This is a genomic window from Xylophilus sp. ASV27, from assembly GCF_016428875.1.
Lineage (GTDB): Bacteria > Pseudomonadota > Gammaproteobacteria > Burkholderiales > Burkholderiaceae_C > Xylophilus.
In genome coordinates this window covers 1-20,090 of sequence record NZ_JAELTO010000015.1, presented here as the reverse complement: position 1 = coordinate 20,090, position 20,090 = coordinate 1, and the positions used below count along the sequence as shown (strand labels likewise).

Genomic DNA, 20,090 nt, shown 5'->3' with positions numbered 1-20,090 from the left:
CAGTGTAGGCCATCGGTGACAATGGCCGCCATGTCCGAACCGAACACCCCCTCTGTCGCCACGCTGGCCAAATCCGACCAGAACCTGGTCTGGCTCGACTGCGAAATGACCGGCCTGGAGCCCGATACCGACCGCCTGCTGGAGATCGCCGTCATCGTCACCGGCCCCAACCTCGAACCCCGCATCGAAGGCCCGGTGCTGGTCATCCGCCAGTCCGACGAACGCCTGGACGCCATGGACGCCTGGAACAAGGGCACGCACGGCCGCAGCGGCCTGATCGACAGGTCCCGGGCCTCGAGCGTGACCGAGGAGCAGGCCGAGCAGCAGATCCTCGACTTCCTCTCGAAATACGTGCCCAAGCGCAGCACGCCCATGTGCGGCAACAGCATCGGCCAGGACCGGCGCTTCCTGGTGCGCTACATGCCCCGGCTGGAAGCCTTCTTCCACTACCGCAACCTGGACGTGAGCACGCTCAAGGAACTGGCCAAGCGCTGGCGGCCGGACGTCTATGCGGGCTTCAAGAAAGCGCAGAAGCACACCGCGCTGGCCGACGTGCACGAGTCGATCGACGAGCTGGCGCACTACCGCGCGCATTTCCTCAAGGCCGATCCCGCCGCGGTTACCGCCTGACGCTTGCGGGGAAACCCGGAGCCTGCCATAATCGCAGGCTGCGCTTATAGAAGCCTATTGGCGCATTTGCACATCTCCCCTCACGCACTGGACTGGCTGACGCCCCGACAGAGCCCCGAGACCCTCGGCGCCTTCGGCAGAAAAGAGTCCCCAGCGCAGGCCACGCCCCGTGGCCGCGCAGGCTTCGTTTGATGGTGGATGTTTTTACTCACCATCACGAAGCGTCCGCAGGCAGCGCCTGCGGTGTGCTTTTCGTGTGAAAGACACTTCATGACCGACACGCTTGCCGTGCAGGACGCTTTCGCGCCTGCCGATTTCCCCATCTCCCAAACCGCTCCTGACGCCGCGCTCGCCGCCGTCTCGGCCGAACTGGCCGCGGAGGCTGCCGCCGAAGTCGAAGCCGCCCCCAACGGCTTCGTGCGCCTGGGCCTCGCGCCCGAACTGGTGCGCGCCGTGGCGGACCTGGGCTTCACCCAGCCCACCGCCGTGCAGGAAAAGGCCATTCCGCTGGCCATGGGCTCGGACGCCCAGGAAGAGGGCGGCGCCCGCCGCTACATCGACCTGATGGTCTCCAGCCAGACCGGCAGCGGCAAGACCGCAGCCTTCCTGCTGCCCGTGCTGCACACGCTGATCCGCCTGCAGGCCGAGGAGGAGGCCGAGGAACGCGCCGCCTTCGAGCGTGCCGTGGCCGAAGCCTCCGCCAGGGGCGAGCCGGCCCCCAAGCGCGCCAAGCGCAAGGACCCGACCAACCCGCGCCACTTCAAGGCCGCCACGCCCGGCGCGCTGATCCTGTGCCCGACGCGCGAGCTGGCCCAGCAGGTGGCGCACGACGCCATCGGCCTGGTGCAGCATTGCCGCGGCCTGCGCATCGCCAACGTCGTCGGCGGCATGCCCTACCAGCTGCAGATCGCCAAGCTGCAGAACGCCAACCTGGTGGTGGCCACGCCCGGCCGCCTGCTGGACCTGCAGCGCTCCCAGCAGATCAAACTCGACCAGGTCAAGTTCCTGGTGGTCGACGAGGCCGACCGCATGCTCGACCTGGGCTTCTCCGACGACCTGGCCGAAGTCAACCAGCTCACCATCGAGCGCCACCAGACCATGATGTTCAGCGCCACCTTCGCGCCGCGCATCCAGCAACTGGCCTCGCGCGTGATGCGCGAGCCGCAGAAGCTGCAGATCGACAGCCCGCAGGAAAAGCACGCCAACATCCAGCAGAAGCTGTTCTGGGCCGACAACTCCCAGCACAAGCGCAAGATGCTCGACCACTGGCTGCGCGACACCACCATCGACCAGGCCATCGTCTTCGCCAGCACGCAAGTGGAGTGCGACGGCCTGGCCAACGACCTGCAGCAAGAGGGCTTCAGCGCCGTCGCACTGCACGGCGCCCTGAGCCAGGGCCTGCGCAACCGCCGCCTGATGGCGCTGCGGCAGGGCCAGGTGCAGATCCTGGTGGCGACAGACGTCGCCGCGCGCGGCATCGACGTGCCCACCATCACCCACGTCTTCAACTTCGGCCTGCCGATGAAGGCCGAGGACTACACCCACCGCATCGGCCGCACCGGCCGTGCCGGGCGCGACGGCCTGGCCGTGACCTTTGCCGAGTTCCGCGACCGCCGCAAGATCTTCGACATCGAAGGCTACAGCCGCCAGCAGTTCAAGGCCGACGTGATCCCCGGCCTGGAGCCGCAGCAGCGCATGCCCGATGCGCGTCCCCCGCGCGGCGGTGGCGACTTCGGCGGCCGTGGCCGCGGCGGCGAGAGCCGTGACCGCAAGTTCGGCGGTGGCGGTGCCGGCCGTGGCGGCTTCGGCGGCGGCTTCGGCGACCGCGCCGGTCCTGGCCGTGGCGCAGGCCCGGCCTCCGGCTACCAGAACGCCAGCGGCTTCAACCAGCGTGGCGGTGGCGACGAGCGCGGCGGCTATGGCCGCAAGCCCGGCTTCGGCGACAGCGCCGCCGGTGCCGGCCGCTTCGTGCCGCGCGCCGAAGGCTTCGGCGGCCGGCCCGAGGGTGGCGGCCGCAGCGACGGCTTCGCGCCGCGCGGCGAAGGGGCACGCCATGGCGGCGGCAAGCCCGGCGGCTTCGGCCGTCCCGCGCCGGCCGGCAAGGCCTACATGCCCCACGACGGCCCGCGCCGCGCCGGCAAGCCGGTGCGCTGAGTTTCCTCGACATGGCGAGCCGGAAATCGGCTTGAACTGCCGGCCTCCTTGCGAGGCCGGTTTTTTTTGGGCAGTGTGGACAATAGGAGCCCTTCTTCCCCGTGCATCGAGGAGTTCCCTGTGTCCGAGCACTCCGTATCCACCGACCTTGAGCAGGGTTTCGAGCTCGCCCCGGTTTCCCTCTGGCTGGAAGACTACAGCAGGCTGAAGAGGCTGCTGGACCAATGGCGTGCGGAAGGTGTGCGCGACCTGCAGCACTACCTGAGGCTGCATCCCGAGGCGGTTCAGGCCGGCCTGGCCGAATTGCGGGTGCTGCGGGTCAACCAGCGCACGCTGGAACTGTTCGCCGCGCGCGACCAGCAGGAGCTGCTCGGGCGGTTGGGCGATGTGTTCCGTGGCGATATGGCCGCCAACGTCGCCCGGGAGTGGGGCCAGCTCTGGAACGGGGATTTGTCGTTCTCCAACCAGACCGTCAACTACGCCCTGGACGGCCGGCGGCTCGACGTGCAGGTGCGCGCGCGCGTGCTGCCGGGGCACGAAGCGTCCTGGAGCCGGGTGCTGGTGTCGCTGGACGACATCACGGCGCGGGTGCAGGCCGAGCGGCGCTTGGTGGAAAGCGAGCGCTACGCGCGGGACCTGTTCGAACATTCGCCGGTCTCGCTCTGGGTGGAGGACTTCAGCGCGGTCAAGATCCTGCTCGACGAGGTGCGTTCACAGGGCATCCGCGACTTCCCGACCTTCCTCAAGGTGCATCCCGAATTCATCGCGCGCTGCATGCGGGAGATCCGCATCATCGACGTCAACCGGGAGACGCTGCGCATGTTCGGCGCAGAAAGCAAGGAGGATCTGCTGCGCAACATCGGTCGGGTGTTCCGCGACGAGATGCGCGACTCCTTCGCCGAGCAACTGCGCGACCTGTGGGAGGGCAGGACCTTCCAGCAGCGCGAGGTGGTCAACTATTCGCTCGGCGGCGACACGGTCCACATCCACATGCAGTTCACCGTGCTGGAGCACCGGCTTGCCACCTGGGACCTGGTGCTGGTATCGCTGGTGGACATCACCGCGCGCAAGAAGGCCGAGGCCTACCTGGAATACCTGGGCAAGCACGACGTGCTGACCCAGTTGCGCAACCGTGCCTTCTACACTGACGAGCTGAACCGCCTGTCGCGCAAGGGGCCCTGGCCGCTGTCGGTCCTGGCGATCGACCTCAACGGCCTGAAGCAGGTCAACGACGAGTACGGGCATGGCGCGGGCGACGCGCTGCTGCGCCGCGTCGGCGAAGTCCTGGCCAATGCCGTGGACGAGTCGGCCTGTCCGGCCCGCATCGGCGGCGACGAGTTCGCCGTGCTGCTGCCCGGCATCGACGCCCGCGGCGCCGCGCTGGTGCGCGAGCGCATCAACTCGCTGCTGGAGCTCAACAACCAGTTCTACGCAGGCCAGAGCGGTCAGGTGCTGAGCCTGTCCATGGGACTTGCCACCTGCACCTCGGGCGACCAGATCGAGCAGATGCTCGCCCGCGCCGATCAGGCGATGTACCAGGACAAGCAGCGGTTCTATAGCGAAATCAATGAGCAGGACCGGCGCCGCTCCTGAGAGGCTTGCTGTGCGCCAAACCGGGAAATATTACTGAAATATGCCTCCAGCCCAGGAATTTCCTGGGCTAGTAGCTATATTTTTTGTAGCTATCCTTGGCTTGGATTCACTGATCTCCAGCCGTGGCCCGACCGATCTCCGGCCAGCCGCGGTGCAGCAGCATCCAGGACAGCAGGCCGACCGACATCATCAGCAGCGAGGCGGCGGCCAGCGCCGCGGTCGAGTGCATCACCAGCGGCGCGATCACCCCCGCCACGATGCCGTTGGCCAGCGAGCCGATGAAGGCCTGCAGCGACGAGGCCATGCCGCGGCGCTCCGGGTACAGATCCAGCACCAGCAGGGTCACCACCGGCACCATCAGCGCCCAGCCAAAGGCGAACACCGCGATCGGCAACAGCGCCCAGGCCGGATGCGCCGTGAACAGCAGGTTGGCCACCAGATTGGCGACCGAGGTCAGCAGCATGATCACAAAGCCGTGGCGGATCTGCCGCTTGGGCGCGATGCGGCCGGCCAGCCGCCCGCTGGCCCAGGCCCCGCCCATGATGCCGGAGATGCTCAGCAGGAAGAACCAGAAGAACTGCGTGGGCGCCAGATGCAGGTGCTCGCCCAGGAAGGCGGGAGCCGCCAGCACGTAAAGGAACATGCCGTTGAAGGGCACGCCGCTGGCCAGCGCCAGCAGCAGGAAGCGCGGGCTCGAGCCCAGTTGCCAGTAGCCGCGCATCAGATGCCGCACGTTGAAGGGCTGGCGCTGCGTGACGTGCAGCGTCTCGGGCAGCAGCTTGAAGTTGGCGCTCCACAGCAGCACGCCGACGCCGGTCAGGAACCAGAACACGCTGTGCCAGCCCAGGTGCACGAACAGCCAGCCGCCGATGATCGGGGCGATGGCCGGCGCCACGCCGAAATAGATGGTGACCTGGCTCATCACCTTCTGCGCCTGCGCCGGCGGGAACATGTCGCGGATCACCGCGCGCGAGACCACGATGCCGGCCCCCGTGGACAGGCCCTGCAGCGCGCGGAACAGCACCAGTTGCCCGACCGTCTGCGACAGCGCGCAGCCGGCCGAGGCGATGGTGAACATCACGAGGCCCACCAGCACCACGGGCCGCCGGCCGAAGCTGTCGGCCAGCGCGCCGTGGAACAGGTTCATGAAGGCAAAGCCGAACAGGTAGGCCGACAGCGTCTGCTGCATCTCCACGGGGGACGCGCCCAGCGCCTGGGCAATGCCGGAGAATGCGGGTATGTAGGTGTCGATCGAGAACGGCCCGAGCATGCCGAGCACCGCCAGCAGGGCCGCCAGCGCCCATTGCGGCGCCTGCCAGATCTTGTGTGCGTCGGGATTCATGCGCTCCATCGCCCAGAAAAGCAAAAAGGGACCTGACCGTGTGGTCAGATCCCTGTTGAAGTGGTGGGCCCTGAGTGACTCGAACACTCGACCTACGGATTAAGAGTCCGCTGCTCTACCAACTGAGCTAAGAGCCCACTTCGAAACTTCAAAACCTGTGCTGTGTGGTGGAGAGGAGGAGGATCGAACTCCCGACCTTCGCATTGCGAACGCGACGCTCTCCCAGCTGAGCTACCCCCCCCACAAAGCGTGTTGTCGTTGCCAGTTGACTGGCAGAGGAAGCAAGCCTCAGATTATGCACCATTTTCTTGCCAGCCTGCAAATCACGCCCGTAATTTTCTGCTCCTACATCAGCAGGTGTTCGCCGGCGTTGTCGCCGCCCAGGATCACGTAGTTGACCTTGCGGATGTCCATCAGCTTCTTGCCGCCGGCGTAGCTGATCGAGCTCTGCACGTCCTGCTCCATCTCGACCAGCGTGTCGGCCAGGCGCCCCTTGACCGGCTCGAGGATGCGCTTGCCTTCGACGTGCTTGTACTCGCCCTTGTTGAAGTCGCTTGCGCTGCCGTAGTACTCCTTGAACAGCTTGCCCTCCACCTCCACCGTCTGGCCGGGCGACTCCTCGTGGCCGGCCAGCATGCTGCCGATCATGACCATGGTGGCGCCGAAGCGGATGCTCTTGGCGATGTCGCCATGCTCGCGGATGCCGCCATCGGCAATGATCGGCTTGGTCGCCACCCGCGCGCACCACTTGAGCGCCGAGAGCTGCCAGCCGCCGGTGCCGAAGCCGGTCTTGAGCTTGGTGATGCAGACCTTGCCCGGCCCGATGCCGACCTTGGTCGCATCCGCGCCCCAGTTCTCCAGGTCGATGATCGCCTCGGGCGTGCCGACGTTGCCGGCGATCACGAAGGAGGCGGGCAGCTTCTCCTTCAGGTAGGCGATCATGTTCTTCACCGTGTCCGCATGGCCGTGCGCGATGTCGATGGTGACGTACTCGGGCACCAGGCCCTCGGCCGCCAGGCGGTCCACCGTGTCGTAGTCGGCCTTCTTCACGCCGACCGAGATCGAGGCGAAGGCATTCCGCGCATGCATGTCGCGCACGAACTGCACGTTGTCCAGGTCGAAGCGGTGCATCACGTAGAAGTAGCCGTTCTGCGCCAGGCGCAGGCAGATCGACGCGTCCACCACCGTCTTCATGTTGGCCGGCACCACCGGGATGCGGAAGCTGCGGCCGCCGAGCTCGACGCTGGCGTCGCATTCGGAGCGGCTCTCCACGCGGCACTTGCGCGGCAGCAGCAGGACGTTGTCGTAGTCGAAGATTTCCATTGAGACTCCAAGCTCCTGAGGAAGGATCGCCGGCGGAGGGATTCCGCGCAGCGTGGGCGCTTGGCTTGGGCCGGCTCCATGTGTGCAGAGCCGGGGGAGGCGCTGCCGGTGCCTGCATGCGCAGGCCACAAAAAACCGGGCGACAAGAAACTTGGGCCCGGTGGTTGATTGTAGGGCCCCCCGGCCGTCGCGCCTGCGGCCCTGTGTAAGACCCTATGTGGGAAAAACTGGGCGAGCGCTATCGAACCGGCCTGCAGCGGCTCTGCGCCGCCGCCACGATGCGGCCCTGTGCGTCCTGCAGCCAGCCGAGCACGCGCAGGCGCTCGGGGTCGGCCCCGTCGGGGATGTTCATGGGCCGCGACTCGCTGAAGCGGCGCACGCCGGGCTGCGGCGCCCAGGTGGTGACCAGCGCATTGCGCACCAGCATGCGTGCGACCGGCGAGCCGTCGGTGCCCGGCGGCAGCGCCTCCACCAGCAGCAGCCAGGCCGTGGCGCCGCCGCGCGGCAAGGGGGCGGTCCAGGCGATGGAGGCGCCCACATAGTCCGCCACGACCGGGCCACGCGCCACGCGCAGCGCCGTGCCGCGCGTGCCCGCGACCGGCGTGCGCACGGCCTCGGTGCCGGCTCGGGGCGTGGCGCGGCGCAGTGCCGCCAGGCGCCGTTCGGCGTCGCGCGTGGCGCCGGCTGCCAGCGGCGCCTGCCCGTCTTCGCCGCGCGGCACGATCCAGTCCAGCACCAGCGTGCCGGCGTCGGGGCGCGGCGTGGCGGCGTCGGCCCAGCAGGCTTCGCAGTCCGCGTTCAGGAAGCGCTCCAGCAGCATGCGCGGGGCGGGCTCGCCGTCGCTGCTGCAGGCGGTCTGGGCCAGCGCGCAGGGGCTTGCCAGCAAGGCTGCGACCAGGGCCAGAGCCCCGCAAGGGGCAGGGAAGGGCAGGGAGAGCATGGCGAATCGCTCCAGTCGTTCAGCCTTGGGTGGCCCCATTCTGGCAGCGGTCCCATGCCTTTGCGCCGGTTCCATCGGGGCATGCCCGGTGACGGGCCCGCGCTGCCGGCCATGCTGCCGGACTCTCCCGCCAAGGGCCCCGCAACGCGGGCATGGCCCTATTCGGGCCTGATGTTGGCGCGCCGCACCACCTCGCCGTAGGCCGCCAGGCGCTCCGACATCATCTTCTCGAAGGCTGCGGGCGCCATTTCCTCGGGCGGGATCACGCCGCGGTTCTTCAGGTTGTCGATCATGGCCGGCTCGGTGGCCGCGGCGCGGATGGCCTCGTGCAGGGCCTGGACGATGGCGGGCGAGGTGTTGGCCGGCGCGGCAATGCCGGTCCACGAAGGATGGTTGAGCGGCGCATGGCCCAGCTCGGCGAAGGTGGGCACGTCGGGCAACTGCGGCAGGCGCGCCGGGGAGGCCACGGCCAGCGCCCGCAGCTTGCCGGCCTGGATGTGCGGCAGGAAGATGACGAGGTTGTCGAGCGCGAACTGCACTTCGTTGCTCAGCACGGCCGTGATGAGCGGCGAGCCGCCACGGCAGGGGATGTGCACGGCCTTGGTGGCGACGGCGAGCTGCATCATCTCCGCGTTGAGCTGGCCCATGCTGCCTGCGCCGGCGCTGCAGAAGTTGATAGATTGGCCAGATGGCTGCTTTGCGATGACACGACCAGGGTGTAGCCGTCGGCCCTGGAGCCGGCCACGAACTGCGCGCCGATCGAGCCGCCCGCGCCGGGCCTGTTGTCCACCACCATGGGCACGCCCAGGATGCGGCCCAGCGGCGCGGACGTTGAACCGGACCGGGTTCCTACAATGGCGGGATGCTCTCTCACGACCTGCTTTCCGGCGCGCCGCCGTCCGTCGCGCCCTTGCTCCAGAACCTGAACGACGAGCAGCTCGCAGCCGTCACGCTGCCCGCCGGCCATGCGCTGATCCTGGCCGGCGCGGGCTCCGGCAAGACCCGGGTGCTGACCACCCGCATCGCCTGGCTGCTGCAGAACGGCTATGTCTCGCCCGGCGGCATCCTGGCCGTGACCTTCACCAACAAGGCGGCCAAGGAAATGTCCGCGCGGCTGTCGGCCATGCTGCCGGTGAACGTGCGCGGCATGTGGATCGGCACCTTCCACGGCCTGTGCAACCGGCTGCTGCGCGCGCACCACAAGCTGGCGAACCTGCCGCAGGCGTTCCAGATCCTGGACACGCAGGACCAGCTCTCGGCCATCAAGCGGCTGATGAAGCAGTACAACGTGGACGACGAGCGCTTTCCGGCCAAGCAGACGCAGTGGTTCATCGCCGGCGCCAAGGAAGACGGCCTGCGCCCCGGCGACGTGCAGGCGCGCAACGAGGACGATCGCAAGAAGGTCGAGCTCTATCAGTTGTACGAGGAGCAGTGCCAGCGCGAGGGTGTGGTCGATTTCGGTGAGCTGATGCTGCGCAGCTACGAGCTGTTGCGCGACAACGATCCGGTCCGCGAGCACTACCAGCGGCGCTTCCGCCACATCCTGGTGGACGAATTCCAGGACACCAACAAGCTGCAGTACGCGTGGCTGAAGCAGCTCGCCGGCCCCGGGAGCAGCGTGCTGGCGGTGGGCGACGACGACCAGAGCATCTACGCCTTTCGCGGCGCCAACGTCGGCAACATGGCCGACTTCGTGCGCGAATTCGATGTCAAGCACCAGATCAAGCTGGAGCAGAACTACCGCAGTTTCAGCAACATCCTGGATTCGGCCAACGCGCTGATCAGCCACAACACCAGCCGCCTGGGCAAGAACCTGCGCACCACGCAAGGCCCGGGCGAGCCGGTGCGCGTGTTCGAGTCCACCAGCGACTTCGCCGAGGCGCAGTGGATGGTCGAGGAGATCCGCCAGCTGGTGCGCGACCAGGGCGGCGAGCCCGGCTTCGCGCGCCGCGAGATCGCCATCCTCTACCGCAGCAACGCGCAGAGCCGGGTCATCGAAACCGCGCTGTTCAACGCCGCCGTGCCCTACCGCGTGTATGGCGGCCTGCGCTTCTTCGAGCGCGCCGAAATCAAGCACGCGCTGGCCTACCTGCGCCTGCTGGAGAACCCGCACGACGACACCAGCTTCCTGCGCGTGGTCAACTTCCCGCCGCGCGGCATCGGCGCGCGCAGCATCGAGCAGTTGCAGGACGCGGCGCGCGCCGCCGGCACCTCGCTGCACGATGCGGTGTCCGCCGTGCCGGGCAAGGCCGGCGCCAACCTGGGCGCCTTCGTCGCCAGGATCGACGTGCTGCGCGAGCAGACCAGCGGCATCACGCTGCGCGAGATCATCGACGCGGTGCTGGCGCACAGCGGCCTGATCGAGCACTACCGGGCCGAGCGCGAAGGCGCCGACCGCATCGAGAACCTGGAAGAACTCGTCAACGCCGCCGAGAGCTTCGTCACCCAGGAGGGCTTCGGCCGCGACGCCGTGGCCCTGCCGATCGACGAGCTGCGCCAGTCGCCCGCCAGCCAGGGCCTGGACCCCTCGCGCCCGGTGCTCGACGAGCCGCTCGCGCCCGACGCCGACACCGGCGAAACGCTCAGCCCGCTCGCCGCCTTCCTGACCCACGCCGCGCTGGAGGCCGGCGACAACCAGGCCCAGGCCGGGCAGGACGCGGTGCAACTGATGACCGTGCATGCCTCCAAGGGGCTGGAATTCGACTGCGTGTTCATCGGCGGCATGGAAGAGGGCCTGTTCCCGCACGAGAACTCCCTGAGCGACCGCGGCGGCCTGGAGGAAGAGCGCCGGCTGATGTACGTGGCCATCACGCGCGCGCGCAAGCGGCTCTACCTGAGCTATTCGCAGACCCGCCTGTTGCACGGGCAGACGCGCTACAACCTCAAGAGCCGCTTCTTCGAGGAACTGCCGGAGGCCGCGCTCAAGTGGATCACGCCGCGCAACGCCGGGTTTGCTCCTGATTCCATGGCTGGTGGCCGGCGTCCCACCGCGGCTTGGGGCGCTTTTGGCTCAAAGGATGCGAGCTTTTCCAGCCCGCCGGTCCCGCCGCAGAAGGCCGCGCCCTCGCACGGCCTGCGCTCGGGCATGCAGGTGTTCCACACCAAGTTCGGCGAAGGCACGGTGCTGGCCCTGGAGGGCAGCGGCACCGACGCCCGCGCGCAGGTCAACTTCCCGCGGCACGGCACCAAGTGGCTGGCGCTGTCGGTCGCCAAGCTCACGCCGGTGACCTGAGTGCCTCCTGACGGCAATTCTCAGCGAAAAAGGCCTGAAGCCCAGGATTTTCCTAGGTTTTATGCTATCTATTTAATAGCATCATGGTCCTGCCGCGCGGCGGCGTCGTCCGCCTCCGGCGGTGCGCCGAAGCAGGCGACGAAGGTGGCGTAGAGCGAGGTGAAGAACATCGCCGCCATCACCAGGGCCGTGCCCACCATCACCCCGGTGATCAGCGCCGTGGCCAGGGCCGACTCGCCGCTGCCCAGGATGCCGCTGACCACCAGCAGCGTGGTGACGAGGCCCGCCGCCAGCCCGCCGACGACGAAGATGCCGGTCCAGGCCAGCGCGTAGACCGCAAAGGCGCCCATGTTGCGCAGGCAGGCGACAAAGCTGAAGAACAGGCTCTTGACCGGCGCCACCCCGTGCCAGAACACCAGCGCCGAGGCGTGCCAGAACAGCATGGACAGCGGCAGGTAGAGCAGCAGGGCCACCCACATGGCCGCCTGCACGCCGGGCGCGCCCATGGTCTGCGCGTCCATCCGCGAGCCCAGGACGTAGGCGCCGGCGAACGTGCCGCCGTCGCACAGCGCCGAGGCGCCCATCATCAGCAGGAAGCCCAGCACATAGAGCAGCCCCAGCACGCCCATGGCGCGGGCCTTTTCGCGGCCCGAGCGCAGGCCGACGAAGAGCAGGGCGGGGCGGGCGAAGCGGCCGGCAGCAGCCTCGCGCGCGGCGGCCATCATGCCCAGCGTGGCCGTCGGCAGCAGACCCAGCGCCAGCGCGAAGCCCACCAGCGGCACCACGGTGGCCAGCGACATCAGGGCCATGAACAGGAAGAACATGCCCGACAGGGCCACCGGCTGGCGCAGGAAGGTGCGCACGCCCGCGCGGGCCCACTCCAGGCCGGTTCTTGCGGGGACGATATGGAGGTGCATGGGAGAGGAGTGGGGGTCAGGCCATGGCAGGCTGCAGCGTCGCGATGCGGCCGCGCAGCACGCGTTCGAAGTGGGTCGGGTCGTGCGGCGTGAGCAGCGCCGCCTCGCGCGGCAGGTGGAAGTCCCACAGGCGCGAGATCCAGAAGCGCAGCGCCGCCGCGCGCAGCAGCGCCGGCAGCAGGCGGCGCTCGGCCGCCTCCAGCGGGCGCACCGCCTCGTAGGCGCCCTGCATGGCCTGCGCGCGCACGGGGTCGTGCTCGCCGGTGGCCAGGTCGATGCACCAGTCGTTCAGGCACACCGCCAGGTCGAACAGGAAGCTGTCCCAGCCGGCGAAGTAGAAGTCGAAAAGGCCGGTGAGCGCCTCGCCCTCGAACATCACGTTGTCGCGGAACAGGTCGGCGTGGATCGGTCCGCGCGGCAGGGCGGCGTAGGCGGGCTGGGTGGCGACGTGGTTCTGGTACGCCAGCTCGGCGCGCAGCAGCGCCGCCTGGTCCGGGTCCAGGTGCGGCAGCACCGTGGGCACCACCTCGTTCCACCAGGGCAGCCCGCGCAGGTTGGGCTGGCTGCGGCCGAAGTCCCGGCCGGCCAGGTGCATGCGCGCCAGCATGTCGCCGACCGCGCGGCAGTGCGCCGGGCCGGGGTGGAGTTCGCTCTTGCCGCGCAGGCGGTTGACCACCGCGGCCGGCTTGCCGGCCACGCAGTGCAGCACGTTGCCGGTGCGGTCGGGCGCCGGGTCCGGCACCGGAATGCCGCGCGCGGCCAAGTGCTGCATCAGGTACAGGTAGAAGGGCAGTTGTGCGGCGCTGAGACGCTCGAACAGCGTGAGCACGAATTCCGCCTGCCGGCCGGGCTCCTCCGCGGAGCCCTCCTGCCAGGTGGTGGCGAAGTAGTTGGTGTTCTCGATGCCGCCGGAGATGCCGCGCAGCTCCAGCAGTTCGCCCAGGCGCAGGTGGCGCAGAAGCTTGCGTGCCTCGTCCGTGGAGACTTCGGTGAATACGGCCATGCGATCAAAAAAAGCGGGCCGGGCATGACCCGGCGGGAGAGAAGGAAGCGCGGGGTCAGAAGCCCATCACCCGCCAGACGCGCTGGCCGGTGTCGGATTCGGCGCCATCGCGCGCGGCCGGGCGGCGCCGGGCGCCGTCGGTCGGGGTGATCTGGTATTCGGGCACCTGGGCCTTGGGCTGCACCGTGATGCTCTGCGTCTGGCCGCCGTAGCGCACCTCGTCGACGCGGCTGCCGCCGTCTTCCACCCGGATGCGCTCGATGCGCTGCTCCACCCGCTTGTCGGCCGGCGCGGGAACGTCGGCCGGCGCCTGCGCCAGGGCGGCCAGGCTGCACAGGCCGGCGGCCAGCGCCGCAAGGCGCCGCAAGCCTGGGGCGAAGGGGTGGGGGTCAAGGGCGGCGCGCATGGGCTGGATTGTAGGCTCGGCGCGGGCTGCCATGCACAATCCCCCCTATGAGCGAAACCCCTTCCGCGCAAGCGGCCGACACCCCCGACGCCGCACCCGCGCACCCGCCCAAGACCCTGCTGCTGGTCGACGGCTCCAGCTACCTGTACCGTGCCTTCCACGCCATGCCCGACCTGCGGGCCGTGCCGGGCGACCCCAGGAGCCCTGCCACCGGCGCGATCCGCGGCATGGTCAACATGCTGGCGGCGCTGCGGCGCGAGGTGCGGGCCGACTACGTGGCCTGCGTCTTCGACGCCAGCGGGCCGACCTTCCGCGACCAGCTCTACCCGGACTACAAGGCCAACCGCAGCCCCATGCCGGACGACTTGCGCAGCCAGATCGCGCCGATCCACGAAGTGGTGCGCCTGCTGGGCTGGCCGGTGCTGGTGGTGCCCGAGGTCGAGGCCGACGACGTCATCGGCACCCTGGCCGCCACGGCCTCCCGGCAGGCGGTGGAGGTGATCGTCTCCAGCGGCGATAAGGACCTGAGCCAGCTGGTGGATGCGCGCATCACCATCATCGACACCATGAACGGCAAGAAGCGCGACGTGGCCGGCGTCACGGCCGAGTTCGGCGTGCCGCCCTCGCTCATGCTGGACTATCAGGCGCTGGTGGGCGACGCGGTGGACAACGTGCCGGGCGTGCCCAAGGTCGGCCCCAAGACCGCCGCCAAGTGGCTGATGGAATACGGCTCGCTCGAAGCGCTGATGGCGCGCGCCGACGAGATCAAGGGCGTGGCCGGCGAGAACCTGCGCGCCAGCCGCGACTGGCTGCCCAAGGCCCGCGAGCTGCTGACCATCTGCACCGACTGCGATCTGGCCGGCCACGTGGACGGCCTGCCCGCGCTCGACGCCCTGGCCCCCGCCGTGCAGCAGACCGAGGCGCTCAAGGCCTTCTATGAACGCTACGGCTTCAAGAGCCTGGTCAGGTCGCTGGAGGCGCAGGACGCGCCGCCGGAGCTGCTCGAGCAGGCCAAGAAGAAGGCCAAATCCGACCCGGGCCCCGGCCTGTTCGACGACGAGGCCGACACCGCCGCGGCCCCGGCCAGCAACCTCCGCTACGAGACGGTCCTCGACTGGCCCGCCTTCGACGCCTGGCTGGCGAAGGCGCAGGCCGCGGACCTGGTGGCCATCGACACCGAGACCAGCTCGCTCGACGAGATGCGCGCCGAAATCGTCGGCATCAGCCTCTCGGTCACGCCCGGCGCGGCCGCCTACATTCCGCTGGCGCACGACTACCCCGGCGTGCCGGCACAACTGCCGCGCGACGAGGTGCTGGCCCGGCTCAAGCCCTGGCTGGAGGACGGCAGCCGCCAGAAGCTCGGCCAGCACGTGAAGTACGACCGCCACGTGTTCGCCAACCACGGCATTGAGGTGCGGGGCTACGCCCACGACACCATGCTGCAGAGCTACGTGCTCGAAGTGCACAAGCCGCACGGCCTGGCCAGCCTGGCCGAACGCCACCTGGGCCGCAGCGGCATCCAGTACGAGGACCTGTGCGGCAAGGGCGCGCACCAGATCCCGTTCAGCCAGGTGGCGATCGACAAGGCGGCCGAATACTCCTGCGAGGACTCGGACCAGACCCTGGACCTGCACCGCGTGCTCTGGCCCCAGCTCGAAGCCGTGCCGCAGCTGCGCCAGATCTACGAACTGGAGATCGCCAGCAGCGAGGCGCTCTACCGTGTGGAGCGCAACGGCGTGCTGATCGACGCGCCCACGCTGGCCGCGCAAAGCCATGAACTCGGCCAGCGCATCCTGCAACTGGAGGCCGAAGCCTTCGAGATCGCCGGCCAGCCGTTCAACCTGGCCAGCCCCAAGCAACTGGGCGAGATCTTCTTCGACAAGCTGGGCATGCCCGTGGTCAAGAAGACCGCCACCGGCGCGCGCAGCACCGACGAGGAAGTGCTGGAGAAACTCGCCGAAGACTACCCCCTGCCGGCCAAGCTGCTGGAGCACCGCTCGCTCAGCAAACTGAAGGGCACCTACACCGACAAGCTCGCGCAGCTGGCGCTGCCGCGCACCGGCCGCGTCCACACCCACTACGCGCAGGCGGTGGCCGTCACCGGCCGCCTCTCCAGCAACGACCCGAACCTGCAGAACATCCCCATCCGCACGCCCGAGGGCCGGCGCGTGCGCGAAGCCTTCATCGCGCCCCCCGGCCGCCTGATCGCCAGCGCCGACTACAGCCAGATCGAGCTGCGCATCATGGCCCACCTGAGCGACGACGCCAGCCTGCTGCGCGCCTTCGGCGAAGGCCTGGACGTGCACCGCGCCACCGCCGCCGAGGTCTTCGGCGTGGCGCTGGAGCAGGTCACCAGCGAGCAGCGCCGCTATGCCAAGGTCATCAACTTCGGCCTGATCTACGGCATGAGCAGCTTCGGCCTGGCGAAGAACCTGGGCATCGAGACCAAGGCCGCGGCCGCCTACATCGACCGCTACTTCCAGCGCTACCCCGGCGTCAAGGCCTACATGGACGAGACCCGCGCCAGCGCCAAGGAAAAGGGCTACGTCGAAACCGTCTTCGGCCGCCGCCTGTACCTGCCCGAGATCAACTCGCCCAACGGCCCGCGCCGCGCCGGCGCCGAGCGCGCCGCCATCAACGCGCCCATGCAGGGCACGGCCGCCGACCTGATCAAGAAGAGCATGGTCGAGGTCCAGCGCCTGCTGGACGCCGAAGGCCGCGGCACGCTCATGATCATGCAGGTGCACGACGAACTGGTGTTCGAGCTGCCCGAGTCCGAGGCCGACTGGGTGCGCACCGAGGTGCCGCGCATCATGGCCGGCGTGGCGCAGTTGAAGGTGCCGCTGCTGGCGGAGATCGGGTTTGGCGCGAATTGGGACAGGGCGCATTGAGGCGCATCACGTCCCGGCCCTGAAAAGCGAGTGGCATGCGCAAGCGGCGCGTTCGGTATTTTCATGTGCGGTCTTGTCGGGCATCAACGCTCGTCAACTTGCCGATACAGTGATTTACCCGCCGCCCCGGCAGCCCCCTAGACTGGCCCCCTCCTCACCCCACCAGGAGTGCCGCCATGCTGCCCAAAGACCTGCGCACCGACTTCGACTCCCTGCGCCCCGGCGCCTCGACCGGATCCGGCGCCACGCGCCGCACCGCGCTCAAGGCGGCGTTGGGCGCGGGCTACGCGGCGGCTGCGCTGCCGATCACGGCGCAGACGGTGATCGTCACCTCGCTCGACGGGCTCGCGGCCGGGCGCACCAGCTATCCCGTCGGCGGCTTCGACGTGCCGGCCTACCACGCGGCGCCGGCGGGCAAGACCGGCCTGCCGGTGATCCTGGTGGTGCAGGAGATCTTCGGCGTGCATGCCTACATCGAGGACGTCTGCCGCCGCTTCGCCAGGCGGGGCTACCTGGCCGTCGCGCCCGAGCTGTATGCGCGCCAGGGCGATGCCAGGGGCTACACCGACATCCCCAGGCTGATGGCCGACATCGTCTCCAAGGTGCCCGATGCGCAGGTGCTGGGCGACCTGGACGGCGCGCTGGCCTGGGCCGCGGCGAATGGCGGCGACGTGTCGCGCGCCGGCATCACCGGGTTCTGCTGGGGCGGGCGCATCGCCTGGCTCTATGCCGCGCAGGGGCCGGTCAAGGCCGGCGTGGCCTGGTATGGCCGGCTGGTGGGTGACAAGACCGCGCTCACGCCGCAGCAGCCGGTGGATGTCGGCGCCAGCCTGCGCGCGCCGGTGCTGGGCCTGTATGGCGCTGAGGACTCCGGCATTCCCCTTGACACGATTGCTAAGATGAAAATGGCCCTGGCGTCCGGCACTGCCGCCGCCCGGGCCTCGCAGTTCGTGGTCTACCAGGGCGCGGGGCATGCCTTCCACGCCGACTACCGTCCCAGCTACCGCCAGGCGCCGGCCGAGGAGGGCTGGCGGCGCGCGCTGGAGTGGTTCCGCACGAACGGCGTGGCATAGCGTCTGCCCGCCGCGCCCGGCCCCGGCTGCATGCCGAGCCGCCCCGCTTCCTGCGTGGCGGCTTTTTTTCGTGGTGATCGTGTTTTCTGAATGAAATGTGGCGCCAGCCGGCGTCCAATCTGGGGTACTAGCTATGGTATTGGTAGCAATCGTGCTGGCGACGCTGGCAGCGGGAATCGGTAGCGTGTGGCTGGCGGCCTGGCTGCTGCGCATGGGGCTGGGCGGGCGCGAGGGCGGCGTGGGGCCGCAGCATCTGCTGAGCCTGGCCGCTGGCGCGCTGCTGGCCACGGCCTTCATGCACCTGCTGCCCGAAGCCTTCGAGAGCACGGTGGCGCCGCACGCGCTGTTCACGACGCTGCTGGTGGGGCTGGTGTTCTTCTTCCTGCTGGACAAGGCCGAGCTGTGGCACCACGGCCATGAGCACGGCGCCGGCCCCGAGGGTTCGGACGGTACCGCGCTGCACGGGCATGGCCACGATCACGGCCATGACCACCACCACCACGGCCATGCGCACCCCCATGCGCCGCCGCGCGCCGGCGGCTGGGCCATCCTCACCGGCGACGGCGTGCACTGCTTCGGCGACGGCATCCTGATCGCCTCGGCCTTCGCCGCCGACCTGCGGCTGGGCCTGGCGGCGGCGCTGGCGGTGCTGGCGCACGAGGTGCCGCACCACATGGGCGATCTGGTGGTGGTGCGCCAGAGCAGCGACAACCGGCGCGCGGCGCTGCTCAAGGTGTCGCTGGCCGGCGCGCTGACGGTGCTCGGCGGCCTGGCGGGCCACTTCCTGGTGGAGCAGCTGCGCGGCTGGCTGCCGTTCTTCCTGGTGGTGGCCGCCAGCAGCTTCGTCTACGTGGCGCTGGCCGACCTGATCCCGCAGCTGCAGCGGCGCCTGGACGTGCGCCAGACGGCGATCCAGGTGAGCTGGCTGCTGGCCGGCATCGTGCTGGTCACGCTGGTGAGCGGCCTGGCGCACGGCGGCCACGCGCACGAGGGCCACGGGCATGGCCCCAGCGGGCATGACGGGCATGCCGTGAGCGCGCCCGCCCCAGGCTGATTCACGCCCCGAGCGCGTCGCGCACCACCGTCAGTTGCCGGCGCGAGACGAACATGGGCTCGCTCACGCCGTGCAGCCGCACGGCCCAGCCTTCGCCTTCCTCGCTGTCGTCGAGCCGCTCCAGCGAGCGCAGCGCGCGGCGCGCCACCAGGGCGTTGCGGTGCACCCGCAGGAAACGCGGGGCGTAGCGCTCTTCCAGGTCCTGCAGCGCACCGTCGAGGATGTAGCTGCGCTCGGCGGTGCGCACGGTGACGTACTTCAGCTCGGCCTTGAGGTAGAGCACCTCCTCGATCGGTATGCGGTCGGTGCGGCCCCGCTCCTGGATGACCAGGGTGTTCGGCGCTGAATCGGGCTGTAGCCCAGAAGGTGCATGGGTTATGCGCTCTGCTTTTTGTAGCGCCTGTTGCAGGCGCTCGAGCCGCACCGGCTTGGTGAGGTAGTCGGCCGCGTCCAGCTCGAAGGCCGCCAGCGCATGCTCGGCGTGCGCCGTGACGAAGACCAGCGCGGGCGGCCGGTCCAGACCGCGCAGGGTGGCGGCCAGGGCCAGGCCGTCCTCGCCCGGCATGTGGATGTCCAGCAGCACCACGTCGAAGCCGCGGCTGCGCAGCAGGGCGCGCGCCTGCTGCACGTTGGCGGCTTCCTCCACCCGCCCCGGCGCGGGCGCGGTGCAGTCGCCCAGCAGGGTGCGCAGCCGTTGCCGCGCCAGGGGCTCGTCGTCCACCAGAAGAATGTCAAGAGGCATGGTCGGGTTCCATCGGCAGGGAAAACAGGGGCCTCATGCCGGCAGCCGGATGCGCACGCGGTAGAGGTTGCCGCGGCGCTCGGCGCGGAAGCTGCCTTCCACGTCGTGCAGCAGCGCCAGCCGCGCGCGCACGTTGTCCTGGGCCATGCCATGGCCGGCGCGGGGCGCGGGCGCGCCCTCGGCCTGCGGCGGCACGTCGTTGGTGATCTTCAGGATCACCGAGCCGCCGCGGCGCTCGGTGGAGATGCGAAGGCGCGCGCCGCGCGCGCTGGCCTCCACGCCGTGGATCACCGCGTTCTCCACCAGCGGCTGCAGCAGCAGCGGCGGCACCCGGGCCGTGCCCGCGGCCGGATCGAGCGCCCAATCCACCTGCAGGCGGCTGCCGAAGCGCACCTGTTCGATGGCCAGGTAGCGCTGGGCCAGCACGATCTCCTCGGCCAGGGTGCTCGACTCGCCGCGCTCCACCAGCGCATGGCGGAACAGGTCGCTCAGGTCCTCGAGCAGCGCCTCGGCGCGCGAGGGTTCGGCGCGTACCAGGGCGACGGCGCTGTTGAGTGTGTTGAACAGGAAGTGCGGCCGGATGCGCGCCTGCAGTTCGGCCAGTTGCGCCGCCACGGCCGCCGGGGCGCGCCCGCGCGCGCGCAGCACCAGGCCGGCCATCAGCCTGTCTCTTATACACATCTAAAAGGGGGGGGGGGGGGGGGGGGGGGGGGGGGGGGGGGGGGGGGGGGGGGGGGGGGGGGGGGGGGGGGGGGGGGGGGGGGGGGGGGGGGGGGGGGGGGGGGGGGGG

General features: G+C 69.6%; 14 protein-coding genes, 2 tRNA genes and 2 pseudogenes. 7 read left to right on the top strand and 11 right to left on the bottom strand.

The window, feature by feature from the left end:
• The first annotated feature begins 30 nt into the window (after window positions 1–30).
• The 3 genes from orn to JHD63_RS05225 all read left to right on the top strand — a co-directional run bounded on the left by orn (window position 31) and on the right by JHD63_RS05225 (window position 4,377).
• Complete coding sequence (gene orn / locus JHD63_RS05235) at window positions 31–630, top strand: oligoribonuclease (RefSeq protein WP_198969687.1); 600 nt, start codon at window positions 31–33, stop codon at window positions 628–630.
• Between the two features lie 270 nt (window positions 631–900).
• Window positions 901–2,784: a DEAD/DEAH box helicase gene (locus JHD63_RS05230; RefSeq protein WP_198969686.1), complete on the top strand. Its 1,884-nt coding sequence runs from the start codon at window positions 901–903 to the stop codon at window positions 2,782–2,784.
• A gap of 120 nt (window positions 2,785–2,904) precedes the next feature.
• Complete coding sequence (locus JHD63_RS05225) at window positions 2,905–4,377, top strand: sensor domain-containing diguanylate cyclase (protein WP_198969685.1); 1,473 nt, start codon at window positions 2,905–2,907, stop codon at window positions 4,375–4,377.
• A gap of 106 nt (window positions 4,378–4,483) precedes the next feature.
• On the opposite strand, the gene JHD63_RS05220 is transcribed toward JHD63_RS05225, so the two are convergent.
• From JHD63_RS05220 to JHD63_RS05195, 6 genes and pseudogenes are all read right to left on the bottom strand, one after another.
• Window positions 4,484–5,719 carry a multidrug effflux MFS transporter gene (locus JHD63_RS05220; protein ID WP_198969684.1) on the bottom strand — a complete coding sequence of 412 codons (1,236 nt, stop codon included), beginning with the start codon at window positions 5,717–5,719 and terminating at the stop codon, window positions 4,484–4,486.
• 61 nt (window positions 5,720–5,780) lie between these two features.
• A tRNA-Lys gene (locus tag JHD63_RS05215) sits at window positions 5,781–5,856 on the bottom strand.
• 28 nt (window positions 5,857–5,884) lie between these two features.
• A tRNA-Ala gene (locus tag JHD63_RS05210) sits at window positions 5,885–5,960 on the bottom strand.
• A 104-nt stretch (window positions 5,961–6,064) separates the two neighbouring features.
• Window positions 6,065–7,042: a GMP reductase gene (locus JHD63_RS05205; protein ID WP_198969683.1), complete on the bottom strand. Its 978-nt coding sequence runs from the start codon at window positions 7,040–7,042 to the stop codon at window positions 6,065–6,067.
• A gap of 238 nt (window positions 7,043–7,280) precedes the next feature.
• Window positions 7,281–7,982 (bottom strand): hypothetical protein, encoded by a 702-nt coding sequence (locus JHD63_RS05200; RefSeq protein ID WP_233167660.1) that lies wholly within the window; start codon window positions 7,980–7,982, stop codon window positions 7,281–7,283.
• Window positions 7,983–8,140: 158 nt separating this feature from the next.
• Window positions 8,141–8,805: pseudogene (locus tag JHD63_RS05195) on the bottom strand (Bug family tripartite tricarboxylate transporter substrate binding protein); the annotation flags it as partial.
• Window positions 8,806–8,844: 39 nt separating this feature from the next.
• On the opposite strand from JHD63_RS05195, the gene JHD63_RS05190 reads away from it, so the two are divergent.
• Window positions 8,845–11,214 (top strand): UvrD-helicase domain-containing protein, encoded by a 2,370-nt coding sequence (locus JHD63_RS05190; RefSeq protein WP_198969682.1) that lies wholly within the window; start codon window positions 8,845–8,847, stop codon window positions 11,212–11,214.
• Between the two features lie 68 nt (window positions 11,215–11,282).
• On the opposite strand, the gene JHD63_RS05185 is transcribed toward JHD63_RS05190, so the two are convergent.
• Genes JHD63_RS05185 through JHD63_RS05175 form a run of 3 tightly spaced genes read right to left on the bottom strand, consistent with a single transcriptional unit; the run spans window position 11,283 to window position 13,540 of the window.
• Entirely contained in the window at window positions 11,283–12,131 is an 849-nt protein-coding gene (locus JHD63_RS05185; protein WP_198969681.1) for a BPSS1780 family membrane protein, read from the bottom strand.
• Window positions 12,132–12,147: 16 nt separating this feature from the next.
• The gene (locus tag JHD63_RS05180) at window positions 12,148–13,134 is read right to left on the bottom strand and encodes a homoserine kinase (protein ID WP_198969680.1); all 987 of its coding nucleotides are present in this window, start codon (window positions 13,132–13,134) and stop codon (window positions 12,148–12,150) included.
• Between the two features lie 55 nt (window positions 13,135–13,189).
• Window positions 13,190–13,540: a hypothetical protein gene (locus tag JHD63_RS05175; protein ID WP_198969679.1), complete on the bottom strand. Its 351-nt coding sequence runs from the start codon at window positions 13,538–13,540 to the stop codon at window positions 13,190–13,192.
• 47 nt (window positions 13,541–13,587) lie between these two features.
• On the opposite strand from JHD63_RS05175, the gene polA reads away from it, so the two are divergent.
• From polA to JHD63_RS05160, 3 genes are all read left to right on the top strand, one after another.
• Window positions 13,588–16,431: a DNA polymerase I gene (gene polA / locus JHD63_RS05170; RefSeq protein WP_198969678.1), complete on the top strand. Its 2,844-nt coding sequence runs from the start codon at window positions 13,588–13,590 to the stop codon at window positions 16,429–16,431.
• Window positions 16,432–16,607: 176 nt separating this feature from the next.
• The gene (locus JHD63_RS05165) at window positions 16,608–17,504 is read left to right on the top strand and encodes a dienelactone hydrolase family protein (protein ID WP_198969677.1); all 897 of its coding nucleotides are present in this window, start codon (window positions 16,608–16,610) and stop codon (window positions 17,502–17,504) included.
• Window positions 17,505–17,637: 133 nt separating this feature from the next.
• The gene (locus JHD63_RS05160) at window positions 17,638–18,558 is read left to right on the top strand and encodes a ZIP family metal transporter (protein ID WP_198969676.1); all 921 of its coding nucleotides are present in this window, start codon (window positions 17,638–17,640) and stop codon (window positions 18,556–18,558) included.
• A gap of 1 nt (window position 18,559) precedes the next feature.
• Here the strand turns inward: JHD63_RS05160 and JHD63_RS05155 are convergent, their stop codons facing one another.
• Together JHD63_RS05155 and JHD63_RS05150 are read right to left on the bottom strand one after the other, a co-directional pair.
• A complete protein-coding gene (locus tag JHD63_RS05155) occupies window positions 18,560–19,300 on the bottom strand; it encodes a LytR/AlgR family response regulator transcription factor (protein ID WP_198969675.1) in 741 nt (246 codons plus the stop codon).
• A 33-nt stretch (window positions 19,301–19,333) separates the two neighbouring features.
• Window positions 19,334–19,963, bottom strand: a pseudogene (locus JHD63_RS05150) (sensor histidine kinase); the annotation flags it as partial.
• Window positions 19,964–20,090 lie beyond the last annotated feature (127 nt).

Bases quoted from the DNA above. Each gene is read 5' to 3' on its own strand.
- orn (WP_198969687.1), top strand. From the start codon at position 31: ATGTCCGAACCGAACACCCCCTCTGTCGCCACGCTGGCCAAATCCGAC.
- JHD63_RS05230 (WP_198969686.1), top strand. From the start codon at position 901: ATGACCGACACGCTTGCCGTGCAGGACGCTTTCGCGCCTGCCGATTTC.
- JHD63_RS05220 (WP_198969684.1), bottom strand. From the start codon at position 5,719: ATGAATCCCGACGCACACAAGATCTGGCAGGCGCCGCAATGGGCGCTG.
- JHD63_RS05205 (WP_198969683.1), bottom strand. From the start codon at position 7,042: ATGGAAATCTTCGACTACGACAACGTCCTGCTGCTGCCGCGCAAGTGC.
- JHD63_RS05200 (WP_233167660.1), bottom strand. From the start codon at position 7,982: ATGCTCTCCCTGCCCTTCCCTGCCCCTTGCGGGGCTCTGGCCCTGGTC.
- JHD63_RS05190 (WP_198969682.1), top strand. From the start codon at position 8,845: ATGCTCTCTCACGACCTGCTTTCCGGCGCGCCGCCGTCCGTCGCGCCC.
- JHD63_RS05185 (WP_198969681.1), bottom strand. From the start codon at position 12,131: ATGCACCTCCATATCGTCCCCGCAAGAACCGGCCTGGAGTGGGCCCGC.
- JHD63_RS05180 (WP_198969680.1), bottom strand. From the start codon at position 13,134: ATGGCCGTATTCACCGAAGTCTCCACGGACGAGGCACGCAAGCTTCTG.
- JHD63_RS05175 (WP_198969679.1), bottom strand. From the start codon at position 13,540: ATGCGCGCCGCCCTTGACCCCCACCCCTTCGCCCCAGGCTTGCGGCGC.
- polA (WP_198969678.1), top strand. From the start codon at position 13,588: ATGAGCGAAACCCCTTCCGCGCAAGCGGCCGACACCCCCGACGCCGCA.
- JHD63_RS05165 (WP_198969677.1), top strand. From the start codon at position 16,608: ATGCTGCCCAAAGACCTGCGCACCGACTTCGACTCCCTGCGCCCCGGC.
- JHD63_RS05160 (WP_198969676.1), top strand. From the start codon at position 17,638: ATGGTATTGGTAGCAATCGTGCTGGCGACGCTGGCAGCGGGAATCGGT.
- JHD63_RS05155 (WP_198969675.1), bottom strand. From the start codon at position 19,300: ATGCCTCTTGACATTCTTCTGGTGGACGACGAGCCCCTGGCGCGGCAA.